The sequence below is a fragment of the Pseudomonas sp. HD6515 genome, assembly GCF_024971855.1.
GTDB classification, from domain to species: Bacteria; Pseudomonadota; Gammaproteobacteria; order Pseudomonadales; family Pseudomonadaceae; genus Aquipseudomonas; species Aquipseudomonas alloputida.
The window spans coordinates 306,636-327,421 of record NZ_CP079827.1 but is presented as its reverse complement, the minus strand read 5'-3'; the positions used below and the strand labels follow the sequence as shown (position 1 = coordinate 327,421).

Below are 20,786 nucleotides of genomic sequence, written 5' to 3'. Positions count from 1 at the left end.
GCTCGTGCCCTTATGCCGCGTCGCGCTGGCCGCCGCTGCGGAAGTTGTCCACAGCCTCGATCAGCGCCTTGAGAATCGCCGAGCTGTCGCCAATCACCGACAGGTCAGCCCGTTTGATCATGTCGCAGCCTGGATCCATATTGATCGCCACCACCTTGTCGCAGGCACCGATACCCTGCAGGTGCTGGATCGCGCCCGAGATACCCACAGCCACGTAGACACGCGCGGTAACCCAGGTGCCGGTAGCCCCCACCTGGCGATTGCGCGGCATGAAGCCGTCGTCCACCGCCACCCGCGAGGCACCTTCGGTAGCGCCGAGGGCTGCGGTGGCTTTGTGGTACAGGTCCCAGTCCTTGACACCGTTGCCGCCCGAGACGATGAACTCGGCTTCGGCCATGGCAATGGTGGCCGGGTCGACGGCCACCGAGCCAAGGTCTTCGATGCGCGGCAGGCTGCGCACCACGCTTGTGGACAACTCCACCGGCAGCGCTTCGTGACGGGTTTCGCTGACCGGCTCGGCGCACTCGGCCGCCGCCAGGATCAGGCGCGGCACAGTGCGTTGCAGGTCTTGCTGGCCGGCACCGGCGCGACCAATGCACTGGCCGTCCTTGATCTGCCATACCCGCGTTGCCGGGCGCTCGCCCAGCGCGGCGCCCAGGCGCCGACCCAGTTCACCGCCACCGGTGCGGCTGTCGGGCAGCAGCCAGTGGCGCGGCGCGAACTGGTTATCCACAGCCCGCAGGCCCTGCACCAGTTGCTCCGGTGCATAACCTTCAAAGGCCTCGCCTTCGATAACCAGCAGGCGGTCGACACCGGCTGTGGAAAAGTTGCTTTCCTTGTGCTCGTTGAACACCACGGCCAGCACCGCCCCGTCGCTGCCGGCCAGGCTGTGGGCCAGGCCAAGCAGGTCGCGGTCGTGGCTGCTCAGGCGGCCGCCAACCATGTCCGGCACAACGGCAATGTAGAACGCCGGCGCCGCCACCTGGTGCAGTGGCAACTTGACCTCGACTGCTGCCGTGCGCCGCCCGCCCGCGCCGGTGCCCTGCTGGGCGCCGCTGCGGTCGATACGCTTGATGCCGGCCGGGCCGACAAAGCCCGCGGCAATCGCATGTGGGTTCTTGCGGATGATGCCGTTAGGCCCCATCCAGCTGGTCTGTTGCGTCTGCATCGCGGCATGCAGCGGGTGCAGACGGTTACGGGCGATCCACTCGGCGCGTGGGTCGCGGCGGATTATGTCGCTCATCAGTGCACCTCCGCAGGTTCACGTTTAGCCGTTTGCGGCTTTGGGACAGTGGATGCGTCCTCCTCGATCAGCACGTCGGCCACCAGTTCGGCCAAGTCCTTGATCTGTGGGCGCGGCTCGACCACGCCTTCAAGCATGGCGGTGCACTGCGGGCAACCCACGGCTACCAGCTCGGCCTCGGTCTCACGAATGTCGTCCATGCGCATATCGGGAATACGCTGCTTGCCAGGGATGTCAGTGATCGGCGCACCGCCACCACCACCGCAGCAACGGGAACGGAAGCCCGAGCGTTGCATCTCGCGCACCTCAATACCCAGCGCCTTGAGCACTTCGCGCGGGGCTTCGTACTCGCCGTTGTAGCGGCCCAGGTAGCACGGATCGTGGTAGGTGACGCTGCCGCCCTTGTGTTGGCCCAGGTTGAGCTTCTTGGCCGCGATCAGTTCGGCGATGTAGGTGCTATGGTGCTGCACCTGGTAGTCACCACCCAGAGCGCCGTATTCGTTCTTCAGCACATGGAAGCTGTGCGGGTCGCAGGTGACGATGCGCTGGAACTTGTACTTGGCCAGGGTCTGGATGTTGCGCTTGGCCAGTTGCTGGAAGGTCGCCTCATCGCCCAGGCGGCGCGCCACGTCGCCGCTGTCGCGCTCTTCCAGGCCGAGTACGGCAAAATCCACACCCGAGGCTTTCAATACTTTGACAAACGAACGCAAAGTGCGTTGGTTACGCATGTCGAAGGCACCATCACCGACCCAGAACAACACTTCGGTCGCCTTCACTTCAGACAGCAGCCGCAGGTTAAGGTCGGCAGCCCAGTTCATGCGCCCGCCGGGGGCGAAGCCGCCGGGGTTGTCGGTGGCGATCAGGTTGTCCAGCACCTCGGCGCCCTTGTTCGGGGTTGCGCCCTTTTCCAGGGTAAGGTGGCGGCGCATGTCGACGATGGCATCGACGTGCTCGATCATCATCGGGCACTCCTCGACGCAGGCACGGCAGGTGGTGCAGGACCACAGCGTTTCGGCGTCGACCAGGCCATTGACGATCGGCTGGTGTGGATTGCCACCGTGTTCGCCGATTGGTTTGCCAGGGTATGGGCTACCGGCAAATTGCGCGTCAGTGCCACCGGCAAGGCCGATGACCATGTCCTGGATGAGTTTTTTCGGGTTCAGCGGCTGGCCAGCGGCAAAGGCCGGGCACATGGCTTCACATTTACCGCACTGCACGCAGGCATCGAAGCCCAGCAGCTGGTTCCAGGTGAAGTCGACCGGCTTTTCCACGCCAAGGGGTGCGTTCGGGTCTTCCAGGTCCAACGGCTTGAGGCCGGTGGAGCGGCCGCCGCCGAAGCGATCGGCACGGCGGTGCCAGGCCAGGTGCAAGGCACCGGCGAAGGCGTGCTTCATCGGGCCGCCCCAGGTCATGCCAAAGAACAGCTCCGACACACCCCACAGCACGCCCAGGCCCAGAACGGCGACCATCACCCAACCACCCGTGTTGGCCGGCAGGATACCGGCGACCGGCAGGGTGGCAATGAAGAAGCTCACGGCGAACGCCAGCAAACTCTTCGGCAGGCGCATCCACGGGCCTTTGGACAGACGAGAGGGCGGGTTCAGGCGGCGTTTGAAGACAAAGATGGCACCGGTGAACATGATCACCGTGGCTACCAGCAGTGCATAGCCGAGGATCTTGCTCTGCAGGCCAAAACCATGCACCAGAATGGCCAGCACAGCAGACAGCACAAAGCCGCCCGCAGTGGCCACGTGGGTCTTGGACATGTATTTGTCGCGCTCAACCACGTGGTGCAGGTCCACCAGGTAGCGCCGCGGCATGGCCAGCAGGCCGCCGATCAGGTTGACCTTGGACGGCCGGCCACGGCGCCACATGCGCACCCGGCGCAAAGCACCGAGCACTGCCAGGCCAAGGGCAGCGAACAGCAGGATGGGTAGAAGGGTGTTCAACATGGGAGACTCCCACAAACAGCTGGATTCTTGCGCCGACCAGAGGGCGAGACTGGCCCCATGTAGGAGCGGGTTTACCCGCGAATGCGTTCGGTCAGGCAACAGTGTTGTCAGTGCTGACGCATTCGCGGGTAAACCCGCTCCTACAGGGATCGCGCCCGATGGCGGCGACTGTTAACGATCAGAAGTCCTTGCACAGGCGCAAGGCGTCGTAGATCGCCGCATGCACGTTGCGCTGGGCCACGCAGTCACCGATGCGGTACAGCAGGTAGCCTTCGCCCGGCTGGCTGAGGATCGGCTGTGGCTTGATGGCGAACAGCGCCTCCACGTCGATCTGGCCCTTGTTGCGCGAACCTTCCTTGAGCGCGTAGTACAGCTCTTCGTCAGGGCGCACGCCGTTTTCAACCACGACTTGATCGACCACGCGCTCTTCCTTGGCGCCGGTGTATTCGTTCTCCAGTACCGCCACCAGCTTGTCGCCTTCGCGGTAGACCTTTTCCAGCATCATGTCGCCGGTCATGATCACTTCTTTGGGGTACATGCTGCGGTAGTAGGTGGGGAAGGTGGTCCCCCCCATGGCCACGCCTGGCTTGATGTCGTCGGTGACGATCTCGACCTGGCTGCCCTTGTCAGCGATGAAGTCGGCGACCGACATACCGGTGAATTCGCAGATGGTGTCGTACACCAGCACGTTCTTGCCCGGCGCTACCTTGCCATCGAGCACATCCCAGCTGCTGACCACCAGCCCTTCAGCGGCGCCCCAGTGCTCGTTCTGCTCCAGGAACGAGTGCCCACCTACGGCCAGCACGATGACGTCCGGGCGCAGGTCCTGAATGGCGGCCACATCAGCGGCAGTGCCCAGGCGCAAGTCGACTTTCAGGCGAGCCAGCTCAAGCTGGTACCAGCGGGTGATACCGGCAATCTGGTCACGCTGCGGGGCCTTGGCGGCAATGGTGATCTGCCCGCCAATCTGGTCCCTCTTCTCGAACAGGGTCACGTCGTGGCCGCGTTCAGCAGCCACGCGGGCCGCTTCCATGCCGGCAGGGCCTGCGCCAACCACCACCACCTTGCGCTTGACGCCGGTGGTCTTCTCGATGATGTGCGGCACACCCATGTACTCACGGGAGGTCGCGGCGTTCTGGATGCACAGCACATCCAGGCCTTGGTACTGGCGGTCGATGCAGTAGTTGGCACCGACGCACTGCTTGATCTGGTCGATCTGGCCCATCTTGATCTTGGCGATCAGGTGCGGGTCGGCCATGTGCGCACGGGTCATGCCGACCATGTCCACGTAGCCGCCTTCAAGGATGCGCGTGGCCTGGTTCGGGTCTTTGATGTTCTGCGCGTGCAGCACCGGGACCTTGACCACTTCCTTGATACCGGCTGCCAGGTGCAGGAACGGCTCCGGCGGGTAGCTCATGTTGGGGATGACGTTGGCCAGGGTGTTGTGGGTATCGCAACCCGAGCCGACCACGCCGATGAAGTCGAGCATGCCGGTGGCGTCGTAGTAGGCAGCGATCTGCTTCATGTCCTCGTGGCTGAGGCCATCAGGGTGGAACTCGTCACCACAGATACGCATGCCCACGCAGAAGTCGTCACCCACTTCAGCGCGCACAGCTTTCAGTACTTCCAGGCCGAATTTCATGCGGCCTTCAAAGGTACCGCCCCATTCGTCGGTACGTTTGTTGACCCGTGGGCTCCAGAACTGGTCGATCATGTGCTGGTGCACCGCCGACAATTCCACGCCGTCCAGGCCGCCCTCTTTGGCGCGACGCGCAGCCTGCGCGTAGTTGCCGATTACCCGCCAGATCTCTTCCACCTCGATGGTTTTGCAGGTGGCGCGGTGCACAGGTTCGCGAATGCCCGATGGCGACATCAGCGTCGGCCAGTTGAAGCCGTCCCAGCGCGAGCGGCGGCCCATGTGGGTAATCTGGATCATGATCTTGGCGCCATGCTTGTGCATGGCGTCGGCAAGGTTCTGGAAGTGCGGGATGATGCGGTCGGTCGACAAGTTGACCGATGCCCACCATTCCTGCGGGCTGTCGATGGCAACCACCGACGAGCCGCCACAGATGGCCAGGCCGATGCCGCCCTTGGCCTTCTCTTCGTAGTACTTCACATAGCGGTCGGTCGTCATGCCGCCGTCAGTGGCGTAGACCTCGGCGTGCGCGGTGCTGAGCACACGGTTGCGGATGGTCAGTTTGCCGATCTGGATCGGCTGGAACATTGCTTCGAATGCCATGACGCTATCTCCGGCTTACAACGGCTTTGTAACGAACAGGCCATCTTCGTGGCCTTCTTCCGACCCGCCATAGACCTGTTCGGCCACGGTGCGGATCTTGCTGCCGCGGGCAGCGAGAATCTGGTCCATCGCGCCAGCGAACCAGCCGGTGAACATGTAGTCGACCTTGCGGCCGCACTTGCCATAGACGTACACGAACGCAGAGTGCTTGAGCTTGACGCTGCAGGTACCTTTATCCAGGTCGATATCCTGGATCTCGAACAGGCCCCAGCCACGCTGGCTCAGGCGCTTCATGTAGTGCTCGAACACCGCCACGCCTTCCAGGCCATGGCACTCGGCCTCTTTTTCACACCAGTGCCAGGCAGACTTGTAGCCAGCCTTGTAGAGGATTTCGGCATAGGCGTCGGCGCCCAGCACTTCCTCGATGCCCATATGGTTATTGACGAAGAAATGACGAGGCACATACAGCATCGGCAAGGCGTCGCTGGTCCAGACACCGGTCTCGCTGTCGACTTCGATTGGCAATTGCGGGGCGATTTTGGCCATGGAAACTCAACTCCATAAAATTTTTTTGTGGGTGCCCCGGCGTTGCTGGCAGGGGCTATCAGGCTTGGAGAGCGGCTTACTCGCCCCAGACATCCTTGAGGACGTTGACCCAGTTCTCGCCCATGATCTTGCGCACCACACGCTCGGAGTGGCCGCGTTTCAGCAAGGTCTCGGTGAGGTTGGGGAATTCGCCGACAGTGCGAATGCCCAGCGGGTTGATGATCTTGCCGAAGTTGGTCAGGCGGCGGGCGTAGCCCTTGTCATGGGTCAGGTATTCGAAGAAGTCCTGGCCGTGCCCCTGGGTGAAGTCGGTACCGATACCGATGGCGTCTTCACCGACGATATTCATGGTGTACTCGATGGCCTCGGCGTAGTCATCGATGGTCGAGTCAATGCCTTTGGCCAGGAACGGCGCGAACATGGTGACGCCAACGAAACCGCCGTGATCAGCGATGAACTTCAGCTCTTCGTCCGACTTGTTGCGCGGGTGCTCTTTCAGGCCCGAGGGCAGGCAGTGCGAGTAGCACACCGGCTTTTTCGATTCGAGGATGACTTCTTCGGAAGTCTTGGAGCCAACGTGGGACAGGTCGCACATGATGCCGACACGGTTCATCTCGGCAACGATCTCGCGACCGAAGCCGGACAGCCCGCCGTCACGCTCGTAGCAGCCGGTGCCCACCAGGTTCTGGGTGTTGTAGCACATCTGCACGATGCCCACGCCCAGCTGCTTGAACACGTCCACATAAGCGATCTGGTCCTCGAACGCATGGGCGTTCTGGAAGCCGAAGAGGATGCCGGTCTTGCCCAGTTCCTTGGCCTTGCGGATGTCGGCGGTGGTGCGCACCGGCATCACCAGGTCGCTGTTGTCGCGGATCAGCTTCTGGCTGGACGCGATGTTGTCGACGGTAGCCTTGAACCCTTCCCAGACCGACACCGTGCAGTTGGCCGCAGTGAGACCGCCTTTGCGCATGTCTTCGAACAGCTCGCGGTTCCATTTGGCGATGATCAGGCCATCGATGACGATGCTGTCGGCGTGTAGTTCGGCTGGGCTCATCAGGCTGTCCCCTTTTATAGAGTTGGGTCGCGCCAAACCTTCTGCCGGCGCTTTGAGGCCAGCATATGCCTGTGCCCCGAGGCGCCCCGGTGCAAAAACGACAGGGGGTTTGCCGAAAGCGTCAATGCGCGACAAGAGCGCGTCTGGCGCGTGTTCCGGGGATGCGAGACAGTCTCGATAACGACATTTGCGGCCGGTACATGAACATTTGGTCAGGGAGCTACCACCTGGCCTCTGGCTGAGCGAGAATCCTTGCGATTCGACAGCCTGTGAGGAGAAAACGGATGAAATCAATGGCATGGCTGGTGCTGCTGGCCATCGTGAGCGGGGCCCAGGCCAGTGAGGACGAAAGCACACCTTGCGACAATGTGGAGACCGACCAGCAAACCTTCGCCTGTGCAGCATTCAACAAGCAGGTCGCCGAGCGTGAGCTGCAGTCGGCCTACGACGACCTGGTCGCGCGCATGCGTGATCAGTTCGGCGACGAGGCAGGCCTGATGTCGCGAATAGAGGCAGCCGAGAAAGTCTGGAGCCAACTGCGCGATGCAGACTGCAAGGTCGAAACCCATGCTGAACAACCCGGCAGCAGGGCCTACCAGATCGCCTGGAACAGCTGCATTGCACAGCGCAGCGATGAGCGAGCCGAGTATTTGCGCAGCCTGGGCGCGCAAAACAGTGACGAGCCAGCACCCGAAGATTGATCAGCACGTGCGAGTGAAGGATCAACTCCAGAGGAACAACGTGCCGCTGATGCCCCCTGCGTAATTGCTCGATAGTGCCCCCAGACCACGTGCTCACCATGTGTGTCTTGGAACTCACAACTATCAAGGAATTACAAAGTGGCTGACATCAAAGTTGAAATGGAAAAAATCCGCAAAGAGGGTCAAGAGCGCGTAGCCGCTACCGGCCAGACCATCTGCGTCTTCGCTGACAATGTCCCTGCCAACATTGCAGAAGACATCCTGGCCGGCATGCGTTTGATGACCGAACTGGCCAACAAGAAGTTCGACAAGGAGACCCAGCAGCGCGAGTGGTACAACTTCTACAACGATGGCCTGATCAAGTTTGGCTGGACCATGACGGGCGCAGCACATGCCGAAGATGCCATTGATGAGGACAACCTGACCCTGGCAGAGCTGATTACCAAGTCCGTCACCATCAGCGTCTCCGCGGACCCTCGTCGCGCCGCCTGCGCCAGGCGTGTTCTGCAAATTGTCGTGCAGAAGCCGGAAGTCAAGGCGCACCTGGAAAAGCACAGCCATAGCGAATCCGGCAAATCGAGCAACTTCGTGGTCGCCCAGTGCGAAATGACGCCACAAGGCCTGCCGGCGATGCACATGACCAGCTTCCAGGCCAGCTACGACTCGAAAGTCGAGCGTGAAGGCGCCCTGACCCGCAAGGTCGACAAAACCTCTACCCGCGTTTATCGCGCTTCGCAACAAGGCACGTTCAGCGTTCGTCACTTCGACGCTGCACGTGATCTTGTGAATGAGAAGATAAAAGGCGACATCGCCGCGTTTCTCGCTATCTGATTAGCGAGACCGGGTACCAGCTCTCTGGTACCCGGTTCTGGTCATCTGCATCCATCAAGGAGCAATGCCACATGGGCGATACGAACCTGGATACCCGTGTATTCGAGGAGCGGCTAAGCATCAAGCCTGCGCCCTGGCTGACACTTGAGACATGGGAAGACTTGCAGCTAAGCCTGCGTTATTCACAAGCAGTGGCCAATGAAAAATTCTCGATGGAGACCCAGCCTCAGCAATGGTTCACTGTCGCTCTCGCCACCTTGCAATCATTGAAATTCACCCTGTTCGAACACACTCATAAAACCATCGTGTATGAGCCGCACTTGCTTGCATTAAGCGATGTTTACAGTGGCTATCTACCCCCGCCCCGCGAGAAAGGACCTTGGTTCAAGAGCCTCGAAGAAAATGTTCAAGCCGCTCTGCAGTCGGCCGGTACGCGTACCTTCACCGTCATGAACGCCTCTTCACATCTCAGTATCGAAATGGACCATGAAGGGGACCAGGTCCCGGTTGCGATCCTGTTTTATGCCTACTGCGTTACCGACCCGGTCGAGCCCACCAGAAAGTTGAACCTGATATTTGACCATCTGGGTGCACGCTTCAATGCAGCGGATTTCGCCCCGCTTCGCAAAGATCTGCAAGCTAGGAATCGCGAAAAGCTAAGGGCCATTCTCGAGCGTGAACTGGATTGAAGCTCACTTTGTACCGCTGGGCCGTCGCTCCTCCCGCGGGCACCGTCCAAACCTCAGCTTGTAGCGCCGCGTGAAATAGGATGGCAGTTCAAACCCGCACGCAAGGCTGACTTCAGTCACCGACATGTCGGTCTGGGCCAACAGCTGGCGCGCCTTGTCCAGCCGTAACCCGAGATAGAAACCGCTCGGGGTTGCATCAAGGTGCATGCGAAACAAACGCTCCAGTTGACGCCGTGTCACCTTGATCGCGGCAGCCAGTTCCAGCGTACTCAACGGTGGCTCGATGTGTTTTTCCATTTCGCCAATGGCATGGACCAGCTTCTTGTTGCTGATGCCATAACGCGCACCGATCTGCATGCGCTGGTGGTCCTGGCGCTGACGGATACGACCCAGCACGAACTGCTCCGACACCTTGACCGCCAGTTCGCTGCCGTGAGACTGGGCAATCAGGTGCAGCATCAAATCGATCGAGGCGGTTCCGCCGGCACAGGTGATACGGCTGCGGTCAATCTCGAACAGCTCCTGGGTGGCTTGAAGGCCTGGATAGCGTTCCTTGAATGCCTCAAGCGCCTCCCAATGCAATGTCGCCCGGTAGCCCTCGAGCAGCCCTGCCTCGGCCAGCACCATTGCGCCCGTGTCGATGCCACCGAGCATGACAGCTTCGTGGTTGAGCCGGCGCAGCGCATGCAGCAGTTTGGGTGCGACATTGGCCAGTGGCTCAAAGCCCGCAACCACCAGCAGGATGTTGGCCGGCTCTCCTTCCCCCAGGGCGGCATCGGCATTGATCGACATGCCATTGCTCGCCAGCACCGCCTCACCGTCCAGGCTAAGCACCTGCCACCGGTACAACAGCCCGCCAAAACGATTGGCCACCCGCAGCGGCTCCACCGCCGAAATGAACCCCATGGCGGAAAAGCCGGGCACCAACAGAAAGGCAATCGTCTCCATCATCCCCTCCTCCACAGAAACTGGTCGCCCAGGTGCTAATTCCTGTCGCTAGCGTGCGCTTGGGCAAGGTAGCGCCAGCGTAGCGTATTCACACGGTCCGCAGAGGCCGCCCTCAATAACAATATGCACTGCCGATGGAGAGCCACCATGCACAGCTTGATCCGCCGCAGCCTGTTGTCCCTTGCCCTGAGCAGCATCGTTGCCACCCCGCTTTTCGCCGCCGAGCCCGCCGCCTGCAAAAACGTGCGCCTTGGCGTGGTCAACTGGACCGACGTCATTGCCACCAGCGCCATGGCCCAGGTACTGCTCGACGGCCTGGGGTACCAGACCAAACAGACCAGTGCCTCGCAACAGATCATCTTCGCCGGCATACGCGACAAACGCCTGGACATGTTCCTGGGTTACTGGAACCCGATCATGACCCAGACCATTACCCCGTTCGTCGATGCCAACCAGGTCAAGGTGCTGGACAAGCCAAGCCTGGAGGACGCGCGCGCCACCTTGGCCGTGCCGAAATACCTCTACGACAAGGGCCTGAAGACGTTCGCCGACATCCACAAGTTCGAGAAAGAGCTGGGCGGCAAGATCTATGGCATCGAACCGGGTTCCGGCGCCAATACGCAGATCAAAGCGATGATCACCAAGAACCAGTTCGACCTGGGCAAATTCCAGCTGGTCGAGTCCAGCGAGGCCGGCATGCTCGCCGCCGTCGACCGCGCGGTGCGGCGCAAGGAGGCCGTGGTGTTCTTCGGCTGGGCGCCACACCCGATGAACGTGAACATCGACATGGCCTACCTGGGTGACAGCCAGGATGCACTCGGCCCTGACGAAGGCCGTGCGACGGTGTGGACGGTGACGGCGCCGGACTACGCCGAACGCTGCCCCAATGCCCACCGCCTGCTGGCCAACCTGAAGTTCAGCGCCGAGGACGAGAGCCGCATGATGCAGCCACTGCTTGACCACAAAGACGCGCTGGAATCGGCCCGCCAGTGGCTCAAGGACCACCCCGAGGACAAGGCGCGCTGGCTTGAGGGTGTGACCACCTTCGATGGCAAGCCGGCTGCGGACAACCTCAAGCTTACCGCCAACTGACAGGGCCCTTTCGCGGGCACGCCCGCTCCCACAGGTAACGCGCTCGCCAGGGCCATCACGGCTCCCTGTAGGAGCGGGCTTGCCCGCGAAGAGGCCAGCATTGACCAAACAAGGAACCCGCCATGAACCACGACGTCATCATCACCTGCGCCCTCACCGGCGCCGGCGACACCGCCTCGAAAAGCCACTTGGTCCCGGTCACCCCCAAACAGATCGCCGAATCCGCCGTGGAAGCTGCCAAAGCAGGCGCCACCGTGGTCCACTGCCACGTCCGCGACCCGCAGACCGGCCGTTTCAGCCGTGATGTAAACCTCTATCGCGAAGTCATGGAGCGTATCCGCGAAGCTGACGTGGACATCATCGTCAACCTCACCGCCGGCATGGGCGGCGACCTGGAAATCGGCCCGGGTGAAACGCCGCTGGCGTTCGGCCCGGGCACCGACCTGATCGGCCCGCTGGAGCGCCTGGCCCATGTCGAAGCACTGTTGCCGGAAATCTGCACCCTCGACTGCGGCACCCTCAACTTCGGCGATGGCAACTCGATCTACGTGTCCACCCCGGCCCAACTGCGCGCCGGTGCCAAACGCATTACCGAACTGGGGGTGAAGGCCGAGCTGGAAATCTTCGACACCGGCCACCTGTGGTTCGCCAAGCAAATGATGAAGGAAGGCCTGCTTGAAGACCCGTTGTTCCAGCTGTGCCTGGGCATCCCGTGGGGCGCACCGGCCGACACCACCACCATGAAGGCCATGGTCGACAACCTGCCTGCCAACGTCACCTGGGCCGGCTTCGGCATCGGCCGCATGCAGATGCCCATGGCCGCGCAGGCCGTTTTGCTCGGCGGGAATGTGCGGGTGGGCCTGGAAGACAACTTGTATCTGGACCGTGGCGTGCTGGCCAGCAATGGCCAACTGGTGGAACGCGCAAGCGAGATCATCACCCGCATGGGTGGCCGCGTGCTCAGCCCGGCAGAAGGCCGGGAAAAAATGAACCTCAAGCGCCGCTGATCCTTTCAGGAGACCGATATGCCCTTCATTACCGAGATCAAGACCTTCGCCGCCCTGGGTAGCGGCGTGATCGGCAGCGGCTGGGTCGCCCGCGCCCTGGCCCATGGCCTGGACGTGGTGGCCTGGGATCCCGCGCCCGGCGCCGAACAGGCACTGCGCAAACGTGTCGCCAACGCCTGGCCGGCACTGGAAAAACAAGGCCTGGCCCCTGGCGCATCGCAAGACCGCCTGAAGTTCGTGAGAACCATCGAGGAATGCGTGCGCAACGCCGATTTCATCCAGGAAAGCGCACCAGAGCGCCTGGACCTCAAGCTCGGCCTGCACGCCAAAATCAGCGCCGCAGCCAAGCCTGACGCAATCATCGGCTCAAGCACTTCGGGCCTGCTGCCCAGCGAGTTCTACGAGTCGTCCACTCACCCTGAGCGCTGCGTCGTCGGCCACCCGTTCAACCCGGTGTACCTGCTGCCGCTGGTCGAGATCGTCGGCGGCAGCCGCACCTCACCCGAGGCCATTGAAGCTGCCAAAACCATCTACACCACACTCGGCATGCGCCCACTGCATGTGCGCAAGGAAGTGCCAGGCTTCATCGCCGACCGCCTGCTAGAAGCGCTCTGGCGCGAGGCCTTGCACCTGGTCAACGACGGCGTTGCCACCACGGGCGAAATCGACGACGCGATCCGCTTCGGCGCAGGCTTGCGCTGGTCGTTCATGGGCACATTCCTTACCTATACCCTGGCCGGTGGCGATGCCGGCATGCGCCACTTCATGTCACAGTTCGGCCCTGCCCTGAAGCTGCCCTGGACTTACCTGCCAGCACCGGAACTGACCGACAAGCTGATCGACGATGTGGTGAGCGGCACTTCCGAGCAACAGGGCGAGCGCAGCATCGCTGCACTGGAGCGCTATCGTGACGACACCCTGCTGGCGGTACTGGAAGCGGTGAAGTCCAGCAAGGCCAGCCACGGCATGTCGTTCAGCGATTAAGGAGACCAAGATGCCTGCTCTGATCACCTACCGCACCACGGTCCAGGAGGACTGGGTCGATTACAACGGGCACCTTCGCGATGCCTTCTACCTGCTGATCTTCAGCTACGCGACCGATGCCCTGATGGAGCGCATTGGCCTGGACGCCGACAGCCGCGGGCAAAGCGGTAATTCGCTGTTCACGCTGGAGGCGCACATCAATTATCTGCACGAGGTGAAGCTGGGCACCGAGGTGTGGGTGCAGACGCAGATCATCGGCTTCGATAAAAAGCGACTGCACTTGTATCACAGCTTGCATCGATCAGGTTTTGACGAGGCGTTAGCCGCCAGTGAGCAATTGCTTTTACATGTGGACCTGGCGGGGCCAAAGGCCAAGCCTTTTGGAGAATTCAGCACCAATCAACTACAAAGCGTGGTCGATAGCCAACGGGATTTACCAACGCCAGCCTTTACAGGCCGTGTGATAAAGCTCCCCATTTGACGCTAACGAGAGCAGTCAGACCATGGCTGCTCGCTAGTGTGGTGTTTTGCAAATACGGCCAATAACTCGCGAGCGATTTTTGCGCTCAGGCAAGGCGTCGCGACGAGTCGTAGCCCAGCTACGGCGAGGAGCGACAAAGCCGCATGAGCGCAAAAAGCGCCGCGCGTTATGGTCGTTATTTGTGAAACACCACACTAGGCCTCGGTTATTGTGGGATATCGAGATTTATCCAACTTTGGTACCTACCGTTATCACATGCCAGTAACTCAGGCCCCGGCCTCAAGCTGGGCTGAGAGCCTAGGCAAAGGTTGCGGTTATAACTCTGTATTTTCAAGGTGTGATCGGGCTGCGCTGATACCATCCAGAGAAGACCATCTTTGACTGTTGCGGGGCATGGTTCAGCCAAAACATAATTGTCAGCGCGCGCGACCATACAATTACCGCCCGGCGCCACAATCCTGAACGTACCCGCATCGCCCCACGGCTCTAAAGTCCACTTCTGCTGCGGGCCAGGAGAGCACGCGACGAACTGGATATTTGACCCGGCAAAATCCTGCAAGCAGGGGTGAGGGGAACCTTGCTCCAGCCGACCTTTATTTTTAAGCACGCCCGGCATGGGAGGGTAGAAACTCTCTATACTTGCCCTGCGCTCGTTGATCGCGCGGGCGACATCATGATGTGCGACAGTACCCAGAGGTTGTCCTTGATAACTCAGCCGAGGATTGGAGTAAAACGGTACTCTCGGACATGTCGGGCTACAGTCATAAGACATCTGAGTTCGGAACCTGAGGTTCCCCCCATCCGGACCGTAGCGATACCCATGAATATAAGTATCCGTTTGCCCATCCCAGTTATGAACCATGCCAAAGTTGTGGCCAATCTCGTGGCCTAACGAGGTAATGCAACTAATCGCCGAAAAGCCTTGCGTCTTATTACTCGACGGCTTACCCGCGCCGCAGAGCTCATTATTGGCAACGTACATCGAAACTAGATCTGCCCTGAGCTCCACCCTTTTGGCATTGACAGCGGGATTGTTATATTGAACTTCATTGAGCAGCGTTCCAAAGTCTTTCCCCTCTTCGTCAATAGCAGAATCTATAAATCCCGCAAACTCGTAAGTAATATTCACCTCGCTGTTTTTTGCAATTTGATTTACATCCTGCAACCCTAACATCAGATCAGCACGATAGTTTGGATTTTTCGCGCGAGACTGAACGGTACTTACAAATAGCAGTCTTATTATACTGTAGGCAGACGAGACCTGCTGCGGTTCTTCTAGAGCAGGATATACCGTATTCTCAACTTCTACGCCCCGTGCATCTTCAGAGGGCAGCTTTGACTCGTCAACCTTGATCAGCACGTGCATACCTGAACCGATATAAACCAATCGGTACCGCTGGCCACCCACCAAAAAATTGCCTGCCAGCTGATTATCATGACGGACGATTGACATATAGTATTTAGGATCGAAATCAATTTCTCCTTCCGACCCTGAGTGGCCTGCTTTCCACTGTGAAGGCTGATAGCCAACCCATCCTTCATACCCATCAGCCAAGGCATTGAAGTTTCTCCGATTAAACTTTTCAGCCTTTCGATCCGGTAGTGTTATAGCGATGTTTTCAGCATCCCCCCCAATCAATGACGCCTCAACCTTCACTAGCGTGAATTCTTCATTAGCGGGGTCGGCCAACAACGTTTTCAGATAGCCTTTTGCTGTTTTCTGAAGCATCTGGCGGTTTTGAGTAGGCTGCAGTGTAAACAGCTGCGGAACAACACTGCCAACAGTGCTCATTGACGGGGTAGATGACGAACATGAAGCCATTATCAAGGTCGCGCCTAGGACAATGATCATGCAGATATTCTTTTTCACATTTCCCGCTCCTGTGGAATCCATCTTCCACAAAAGAGCACAGACTTCTGCAGTGCGTCACCTGACATAAATGCTAGGTGTATGTATGTATAGGGGAGTCTGGCGGAATAAAAATAACCCCGGAAAGCCGTGAGCTACCGGGGCCAAGAGCGAGCAACATCCACTGTGCGTGAGCGAGGGTGACCAAACCCTCTGTACCGTGAATGGCTTCAGTGTGCGTGCTTGCCTGGCAGGGGATTTAGTCGTAAACGACCTGTTCTTAGCCAAAGCAGCCATGGCGGCATTCTGTCCTTGCGAGGCTGTCGCACACGTCACAGAATCGGTCGTAAATCACAGCAGCACTCTCTTAGCGATAAAAGGGACAACAGCCATGATGCATGCGGATTTGATTGATCAGGACGACCTCGCCGGCCATTTGCGCGCGCGCGGTTTCGATATTCCGGCCGGGGCCAGCGCCGAACAGGCGTGTGAAGCGGTGGTTCGTGGGCTGACCGAGCCCAATGCGCGGGCGCTGAAGGGGATGGTGGAGCAGATGTACACCGGCAGTGCGACGATCCTGCCGGCAGTGCGCCAGGCCATCGACAAGCAACTGTTGCCGGCATTGGCGCAGTTCAACAAACGCGCGTAATTCTCTTACCCAGGACCGACCCCTTCGCGGGACAAGCCCACTCCCACAGGTCACCGCTGACTCAGTTCAGCGGGTGACCTGTGGGAGTGGGCTTGTCCCGCGAAAAAGTCGACTCGGTATCAGAGCCTTACACTGGCAAATGTCGACTCGTTGCGTGCCTGGCTCAGGGCCGCCATCGGCCCGCTGTGCGGCGACAGGGTCATGGCCTGAGGAATCGGCATCATGGCCACCTGCTGCGCGGTGTTGGAGCCCACGCGCTCGTCACGCGGCGGAATGCCAAAGTACTCGCGATAGCACTTGGAGAAGTGCGGGGTCGACACGAAGCCGCACACCGATGCCACTTCGATGATCGACATCGGCGTCTGCTTCAGCAACTGCCGCGCACGGATCAGGCGCAACTTCAGGTAGTAGCGCGAAGGTGAGCAGTGCAGGTACTTCTGGAACAGGCGCTCCAGCTGACGCCGCGAAACCGCCACATAGACCGCCAGTTCGTCCAGGTCGATCGGTTCCTCCAGATTGGCCTCCATCAACGCGACGATTTCCTGCAACTTCGGCTGGTTGGTGCCAAGCATATGTTTGAGCGGCACACGCTGGTGGTCCTGCTCGTTGCGAATACGCTCGTAGACGAACATCTCGGAGATCGCCGCCGACAACTCGCGGCCGTGATCACGGCTGATCAGGTGCAGCATCATGTCCAGCGGCGCGGTGCCACCGGAGCTGGTGAAGCGGTTGCGGTCAAGGGTGAACAGGCGGGTACTCATGTTCACCCGCGGGAAGGCTTCCTGCATCGCGGCCAGGCATTCCCAGTGCACGCTGCAATCGAAGCCGTCGAGCAGGCCAGCGCAGGCCAGTGCCCAACTGCCGGTGCACACGGCGCCCAGCCTGCGCGACTGACGGGCCTGGGCTTGCAGCCAGGTGACGTGTTCACGGGTGACGGAACGCTGGATGCCAACACCACCACAGACAATCACGGTGTCGATAGGCGGAGCATTGCTGATGGCAGCATCCGGTGTGATTTGCAGACCATCGCTGGCCCACACCTGGCCGCCATCGATGGTCAGCGTGTGCCAGCGATACAGCTCACGACCAGACAGCTGGTTGGCCATGCGCAGCGGCTCGACCGCCGATGCCAGGGAAATCAGGGTGAAATTGTCCAATAGAAGAAACCCGATGGACTGGGGTGCTGTGCGGTTCTGGGTTGGATTCCCGGAGGTGTACGACGTCATCGCGATTTCTCCTCACACAAATGCAGGGTGTGCCTCAGGCGGGCACTTACTTCTTGTTATGACCCCTCGGTCATTTTCCGGGGGTAGGCTTGCCAATCTCAACGCAAACGCCGTGCCTAAACTTGAACGGCCATCCAAAAAAACCTGAAAACGACGCCTTTATGGGGCAATTCAAGTGCTTGCATCGTGTTGGCCAGTCGTCCAGAACAGGCGAGCTAGCGCGTTGCCTGTAACGGTTGAGCAGTTTAGTGACACGCGCCGCGTGGGTTTCCCAGAAGCGACACCTTTAAGTGTCACCGACAACCCTCACACTGATCGCGACATCCGACGATCGGTAGCGTGGCGCCGCACCATAAAGAGGCATTGGCGGTTGTGTTGCACCTGCATCAGCCTCAAGGGCCTCTTCGCGGGCAAGCCCGCTCCTACAGGGATTGCACAGTTCCTGTAGGAGCGGGCTTGCCCGCGAAGAGGCCCAGAAGGTCAGTTCAGGAAATCAGCACTCGATAGCGCTGACCGCCAGGCCGCCGCGCGAGGTCTCTTTGTACTTGTCGTGCATATCGGCCCCGGTATCGCGCATGGTGCGGATTACCTGGTCGAGGGAAATGAAGTGCTCACCATCGCCGCGCAACGCCATCTGCACCGCGTTGATGGCCTTCACCGCAGCAATCGCGTTGCGCTCGATGCAGGGCACTTGCACCAACCCGCCAACCGGGTCGCAGGTCAGGCCAAGGTTGTGTTCCAGGGCAATTTCAGCGGCGTTCTCAACCTGTGGCGGGGTGGCGCCGAGCACTTCGGCAAGCCCCGCTGCGGCCATCGCGCAGGCCGAGCCGACTTCCCCCTGGCAACCCACTTCGGCACCGGAGATCGAAGCGTTCTTCTTGCACAGGATGCCCACAGCGGCGGCAGCCAGGAAGTAATCGACAACGCTGGACTCATCCACCGCATCGCTGAATCGCATGTAGTAATGCAGCACCGCCGGGATGATGCCTGCCGCGCCGTTGGTAGGCGCGGTCACCATGCGCCCGCCGGCGGCGTTTTCTTCATTGACCGCCAAGGCGAACAGGTTGACCCATTCCATGGCACTCATGGTCGAGCCGATCACGTTGGGCTTGCCGATTTCCTGCAGGCTGCGGTGCAGCTTGGCGGCACGGCGGCGCACGTTCAGCCCGCCGGGTAGCGTGCCCTCGTACTTGAGGCCGTTGTTGACGCATTCCTGCATGGCTTCCCAGAGCTTGTGCAGGCCAGCGCGGATGTCTTCCTCGCTGCGCCAGACCTTCTCGTTGGCCATCATCAATTGCGACACGCTGAGGTCGTTTTGCTTGCACAGGCGCAGCAGTTCGGCGGCGCTGTTGAAGTCGTACGGCAACACTGTCTGGTCAGCATCCAGCACACCGCTGGCGGCTTGGGCTGCATCGACCACAAAGCCGCCGCCCACCGAGTAATAGGTGTCGCGGTGCAACTCACCCTGCTCGCCTTCGGCAATCAGGGTCATGGCGTTGGGGTGATACGGCAAGTTCTCGTCCAGCAGCAGCATGTCGCGGGCCCAGACGAACTCGACAGGCAAGCGGCTATCCAGCTGCAGGGTGTTGGTTTCGCGCAGGTCAGCGATACGCGGCACGATCTGGGTCGGGTCAATGGCGTCCGGCCACTCGCCCATCAGGCCCATGATGGTGGCGTTGTCGGTGCCATGACCAATACCGGTGGCCGACAGCGAGCCATACAGGCGCACTTCGATCCGTTTTACACGCTCCAGCTCACCGCGTTCGCGCAGGCCCTGAACGAACAGGGCGCCAGCACGCATGGGGCCGACGGTGTGGGAGCTGGAGGGCCCGACACCGATCTTGAACAGGTCGAACACGCTGATGGCCATTGTCGAATCACCTCTTGCTGGGCTTGTCTCTGCGCGCCATGCGCAGGGCGGGGTAGCTGCTAGGCTCAAACAGCGGGCCGCCTTGAATGCCAGCATCATCGGGCTTTTACCGCCCACCTCGCCGTCTGCAACCGACGTACTTTTGTCCAGCAGCGCCGCGCTGTTCTCAACCAGAAACTGCGCCCACCGCGCCGTTTTCCAGCGGCCTGGTGACGCAAAAATGCGCGCGAGGGGGTGGAAAAATCCATAAGCGACATCGCCCATACTGGATACGACCCGTTCCGTACTGGATACGACCCAACCAGTAGGCGATTGCCCGGAGCTGGAGGATTATCGAAAGCGACTCGTAAAGCACGGCCACGCATCCTGCCCTCTGCAGGCCTGGTCGACCGGACCCTCAGAAAGCCCGGCGACCCACGCGAACCCGAAGACAATATCTCAGGAGTCCATCCATGAAAGGTTCACCCTCGCTGTTACTGGTTGCGTTGCTGTCCGCGCCATTGCTGGCCCAAGCAGCCGAACCCGAGCAATGTCAGACTGTACGCTTCTCCGATGTCGGCTGGACCGACATCACAGTCACGACCGCGACCACCAGCGTTGTGCTCGAAGCACTGGGTTACAAGACCCACACCACCATGATCTCGGTACCGGTGACCTACAAGTCGCTGGCCACCGGCAAGGACCTGGACGTGTTTCTCGGCAACTGGATGCCGACCATGGAGAACGACATCAAGCAGTACCGCGACGCCGGCACGGTAGAAACCGTGCGCGCCAACCTGGAGAACGCCAAGTACACCCTGGCAGTCCCCCAGGCGCTGTACGACAAGGGCCTGAAGGATTTCAGCGACATACCCAAGTTCGAGAAGGAACTGGACGGCAAGATCTACGGCATCGAACCGGGTAACGACGGTAACCGCACCATCCAGAGCATGATCGACAAAAACGCCTTTGGCTTGAAGGACGCCGGTTTCAAGATCGTGCAGTCCAGCGAGGCGGGCATGCTGTCGCAAGTTGACCGCGCGCAGAAACGCGGCGAGGCATTGGTGTTCCTGGGCTGGGAGCCACACCCGATGAACACCCGCTTCAAGATGCAGTACCTGACCGGCGGGGACGACTTCTTCGGCCCCGACTTCGGCAAGGCGACCGTGCTGACAAACACCCGCAAAGGATACACGCAGGAATGCAGCAACGTTGGCCAACTGCTTAAGAACCTGTCGTTCGAGCTCAAGGATGAAAGCACCATGATGGGCTATGTCCTGGACGACAAGATGAAACCCGAGGCCGCCGCCAAGAAATGGATCAAGGACAACCCAGGCAAGCTGGATGCCTGGCTGGCCGGCGTTACCACCGTTGATGGCAAGCCTGGCCTGGAGGCGGTCAAGGCCAAGCTTACGCAATAACGAACTACGCAGTAGCGCTACCTCG

Annotated in this window: 18 protein-coding genes; 9 read left to right on the top strand and 9 right to left on the bottom strand. The window is 60.3% G+C overall.

The features are described from left to right. Window positions 1-10 precede the first annotated feature (10 nt). From KW568_RS01460 to KW568_RS01440, 5 genes are all read right to left on the bottom strand, one after another. Window positions 11-1,243 carry an electron transfer flavoprotein subunit alpha/FixB family protein gene (locus tag KW568_RS01460; RefSeq protein ID WP_004575951.1) on the bottom strand — a complete coding sequence of 411 codons (1,233 nt, stop codon included), beginning with the start codon at window positions 1,241-1,243 and terminating at the stop codon, window positions 11-13. Then, window positions 1,243-3,195, bottom strand: coding sequence for a dimethylglycine demethylation protein DgcB (dgcB, locus tag KW568_RS01455; RefSeq protein WP_004575952.1), 1,953 nt, complete (start codon window positions 3,193-3,195; stop codon window positions 1,243-1,245). The genes KW568_RS01460 and dgcB overlap by 1 nt, the downstream gene beginning before the upstream one ends. 178 nt (window positions 3,196-3,373) lie before the next feature. Further along, on the bottom strand, window positions 3,374-5,434 hold the full coding sequence (gene dgcA, locus KW568_RS01450) for a dimethylglycine demethylation protein DgcA (RefSeq protein ID WP_003255697.1): 2,061 nt from the start codon (window positions 5,432-5,434) through the stop codon (window positions 3,374-3,376). A 15-nt stretch (window positions 5,435-5,449) separates the two neighbouring features. After that, entirely contained in the window at window positions 5,450-5,980 is a 531-nt protein-coding gene (locus KW568_RS01445; protein WP_003255698.1) for a DUF5943 domain-containing protein, read from the bottom strand. Between the two features lie 76 nt (window positions 5,981-6,056). Next, window positions 6,057-7,034 carry a dipeptidase gene (locus KW568_RS01440; RefSeq protein WP_003255700.1) on the bottom strand — a complete coding sequence of 326 codons (978 nt, stop codon included), beginning with the start codon at window positions 7,032-7,034 and terminating at the stop codon, window positions 6,057-6,059. Between the two features lie 284 nt (window positions 7,035-7,318). Between KW568_RS01440 and KW568_RS01435 the strand changes: the two genes are divergently transcribed. The 3 genes from KW568_RS01435 to KW568_RS01425 all read left to right on the top strand — a co-directional run bounded on the left by KW568_RS01435 (window position 7,319) and on the right by KW568_RS01425 (window position 9,255). After that, window positions 7,319-7,735, top strand: coding sequence for a lysozyme inhibitor LprI family protein (locus tag KW568_RS01435; RefSeq protein WP_003255702.1), 417 nt, complete (start codon window positions 7,319-7,321; stop codon window positions 7,733-7,735). A gap of 138 nt (window positions 7,736-7,873) precedes the next feature. Then, window positions 7,874-8,566: a hypothetical protein gene (locus tag KW568_RS01430; RefSeq protein WP_003255705.1), complete on the top strand. Its 693-nt coding sequence runs from the start codon at window positions 7,874-7,876 to the stop codon at window positions 8,564-8,566. Between the two features lie 71 nt (window positions 8,567-8,637). Beyond that, window positions 8,638-9,255 carry a hypothetical protein gene (locus KW568_RS01425; RefSeq protein WP_004575953.1) on the top strand — a complete coding sequence of 206 codons (618 nt, stop codon included), beginning with the start codon at window positions 8,638-8,640 and terminating at the stop codon, window positions 9,253-9,255. A 3-nt stretch (window positions 9,256-9,258) separates the two neighbouring features. Here KW568_RS01425 and KW568_RS01420 read toward each other — a convergent pair whose 3' ends face one another. Next, entirely contained in the window at window positions 9,259-10,206 is a 948-nt protein-coding gene (locus KW568_RS01420) for a GlxA family transcriptional regulator (protein ID WP_033726540.1), read from the bottom strand. 144 nt (window positions 10,207-10,350) lie between these two features. Between KW568_RS01420 and choX the strand changes: the two genes are divergently transcribed. The 4 genes from choX (at window position 10,351) to KW568_RS01400 (ending at window position 13,767) form a co-directional block, all read left to right on the top strand. Then, on the top strand, window positions 10,351-11,295 hold the full coding sequence (choX, locus tag KW568_RS01415) for a choline ABC transporter substrate-binding protein (protein WP_003255708.1): 945 nt from the start codon (window positions 10,351-10,353) through the stop codon (window positions 11,293-11,295). Between the two features lie 122 nt (window positions 11,296-11,417). After that, window positions 11,418-12,302 carry a 3-keto-5-aminohexanoate cleavage protein gene (locus tag KW568_RS01410; RefSeq protein WP_003255710.1) on the top strand — a complete coding sequence of 295 codons (885 nt, stop codon included), beginning with the start codon at window positions 11,418-11,420 and terminating at the stop codon, window positions 12,300-12,302. 18 nt (window positions 12,303-12,320) lie between these two features. Next, window positions 12,321-13,286 carry an L-carnitine dehydrogenase gene (locus KW568_RS01405; protein ID WP_004575955.1) on the top strand — a complete coding sequence of 322 codons (966 nt, stop codon included), beginning with the start codon at window positions 12,321-12,323 and terminating at the stop codon, window positions 13,284-13,286. A 10-nt stretch (window positions 13,287-13,296) separates the two neighbouring features. Continuing rightward, window positions 13,297-13,767 carry a thioesterase family protein gene (locus tag KW568_RS01400; RefSeq protein ID WP_003255713.1) on the top strand — a complete coding sequence of 157 codons (471 nt, stop codon included), beginning with the start codon at window positions 13,297-13,299 and terminating at the stop codon, window positions 13,765-13,767. Window positions 13,768-13,972: 205 nt separating this feature from the next. Here the strand turns inward: KW568_RS01400 and KW568_RS01395 are convergent, their stop codons facing one another. Then, window positions 13,973-15,637 carry a reprolysin-like metallopeptidase gene (locus KW568_RS01395; protein WP_004577038.1) on the bottom strand — a complete coding sequence of 555 codons (1,665 nt, stop codon included), beginning with the start codon at window positions 15,635-15,637 and terminating at the stop codon, window positions 13,973-13,975. A gap of 370 nt (window positions 15,638-16,007) precedes the next feature. Here KW568_RS01395 and KW568_RS01390 point away from each other — a divergent pair, with 370 nt between their 5' ends. Continuing rightward, window positions 16,008-16,265 (top strand): hypothetical protein, encoded by a 258-nt coding sequence (locus KW568_RS01390; RefSeq protein WP_003255717.1) that lies wholly within the window; start codon window positions 16,008-16,010, stop codon window positions 16,263-16,265. A 119-nt stretch (window positions 16,266-16,384) separates the two neighbouring features. On the opposite strand, the gene KW568_RS01385 is transcribed toward KW568_RS01390, so the two are convergent. Continuing rightward, window positions 16,385-17,491 (bottom strand): GlxA family transcriptional regulator, encoded by a 1,107-nt coding sequence (locus KW568_RS01385; RefSeq protein WP_003255719.1) that lies wholly within the window; start codon window positions 17,489-17,491, stop codon window positions 16,385-16,387. 493 nt (window positions 17,492-17,984) lie between these two features. Next, entirely contained in the window at window positions 17,985-19,361 is a 1,377-nt protein-coding gene (locus tag KW568_RS01380) for an L-serine ammonia-lyase (protein ID WP_003255722.1), read from the bottom strand. A 452-nt stretch (window positions 19,362-19,813) separates the two neighbouring features. Here KW568_RS01380 and KW568_RS01375 point away from each other — a divergent pair, with 452 nt between their 5' ends. Then, entirely contained in the window at window positions 19,814-20,761 is a 948-nt protein-coding gene (locus tag KW568_RS01375; protein WP_003255724.1) for a choline ABC transporter substrate-binding protein, read from the top strand. The last annotated feature ends 25 nt before the right edge of the window (window positions 20,762-20,786 follow it).

Excerpts from the sequence above, each read along its gene's own strand:
- KW568_RS01460 (WP_004575951.1), bottom strand. The coding sequence starts at position 1,243 with ATGAGCGACATAATCCGCCGCGACCCACGCGCCGAGTGGATCGCCCGT.
- dgcB (WP_004575952.1), bottom strand. The coding sequence starts at position 3,195 with ATGTTGAACACCCTTCTACCCATCCTGCTGTTCGCTGCCCTTGGCCTG.
- dgcA (WP_003255697.1), bottom strand. The coding sequence starts at position 5,434 with ATGGCATTCGAAGCAATGTTCCAGCCGATCCAGATCGGCAAACTGACC.
- KW568_RS01445 (WP_003255698.1), bottom strand. The coding sequence starts at position 5,980 with ATGGCCAAAATCGCCCCGCAATTGCCAATCGAAGTCGACAGCGAGACC.
- KW568_RS01440 (WP_003255700.1), bottom strand. The coding sequence starts at position 7,034 with ATGAGCCCAGCCGAACTACACGCCGACAGCATCGTCATCGATGGCCTG.
- KW568_RS01435 (WP_003255702.1), top strand. The coding sequence starts at position 7,319 with ATGAAATCAATGGCATGGCTGGTGCTGCTGGCCATCGTGAGCGGGGCC.
- KW568_RS01425 (WP_004575953.1), top strand. The coding sequence starts at position 8,638 with ATGGGCGATACGAACCTGGATACCCGTGTATTCGAGGAGCGGCTAAGC.
- KW568_RS01420 (WP_033726540.1), bottom strand. The coding sequence starts at position 10,206 with ATGATGGAGACGATTGCCTTTCTGTTGGTGCCCGGCTTTTCCGCCATG.
- choX (WP_003255708.1), top strand. The coding sequence starts at position 10,351 with ATGCACAGCTTGATCCGCCGCAGCCTGTTGTCCCTTGCCCTGAGCAGC.
- KW568_RS01410 (WP_003255710.1), top strand. The coding sequence starts at position 11,418 with ATGAACCACGACGTCATCATCACCTGCGCCCTCACCGGCGCCGGCGAC.
- KW568_RS01405 (WP_004575955.1), top strand. The coding sequence starts at position 12,321 with ATGCCCTTCATTACCGAGATCAAGACCTTCGCCGCCCTGGGTAGCGGC.
- KW568_RS01400 (WP_003255713.1), top strand. The coding sequence starts at position 13,297 with ATGCCTGCTCTGATCACCTACCGCACCACGGTCCAGGAGGACTGGGTC.
- KW568_RS01390 (WP_003255717.1), top strand. The coding sequence starts at position 16,008 with ATGATGCATGCGGATTTGATTGATCAGGACGACCTCGCCGGCCATTTG.
- KW568_RS01385 (WP_003255719.1), bottom strand. The coding sequence starts at position 17,491 with ATGACGTCGTACACCTCCGGGAATCCAACCCAGAACCGCACAGCACCC.
- KW568_RS01380 (WP_003255722.1), bottom strand. The coding sequence starts at position 19,361 with ATGGCCATCAGCGTGTTCGACCTGTTCAAGATCGGTGTCGGGCCCTCC.
- KW568_RS01375 (WP_003255724.1), top strand. The coding sequence starts at position 19,814 with ATGAAAGGTTCACCCTCGCTGTTACTGGTTGCGTTGCTGTCCGCGCCA.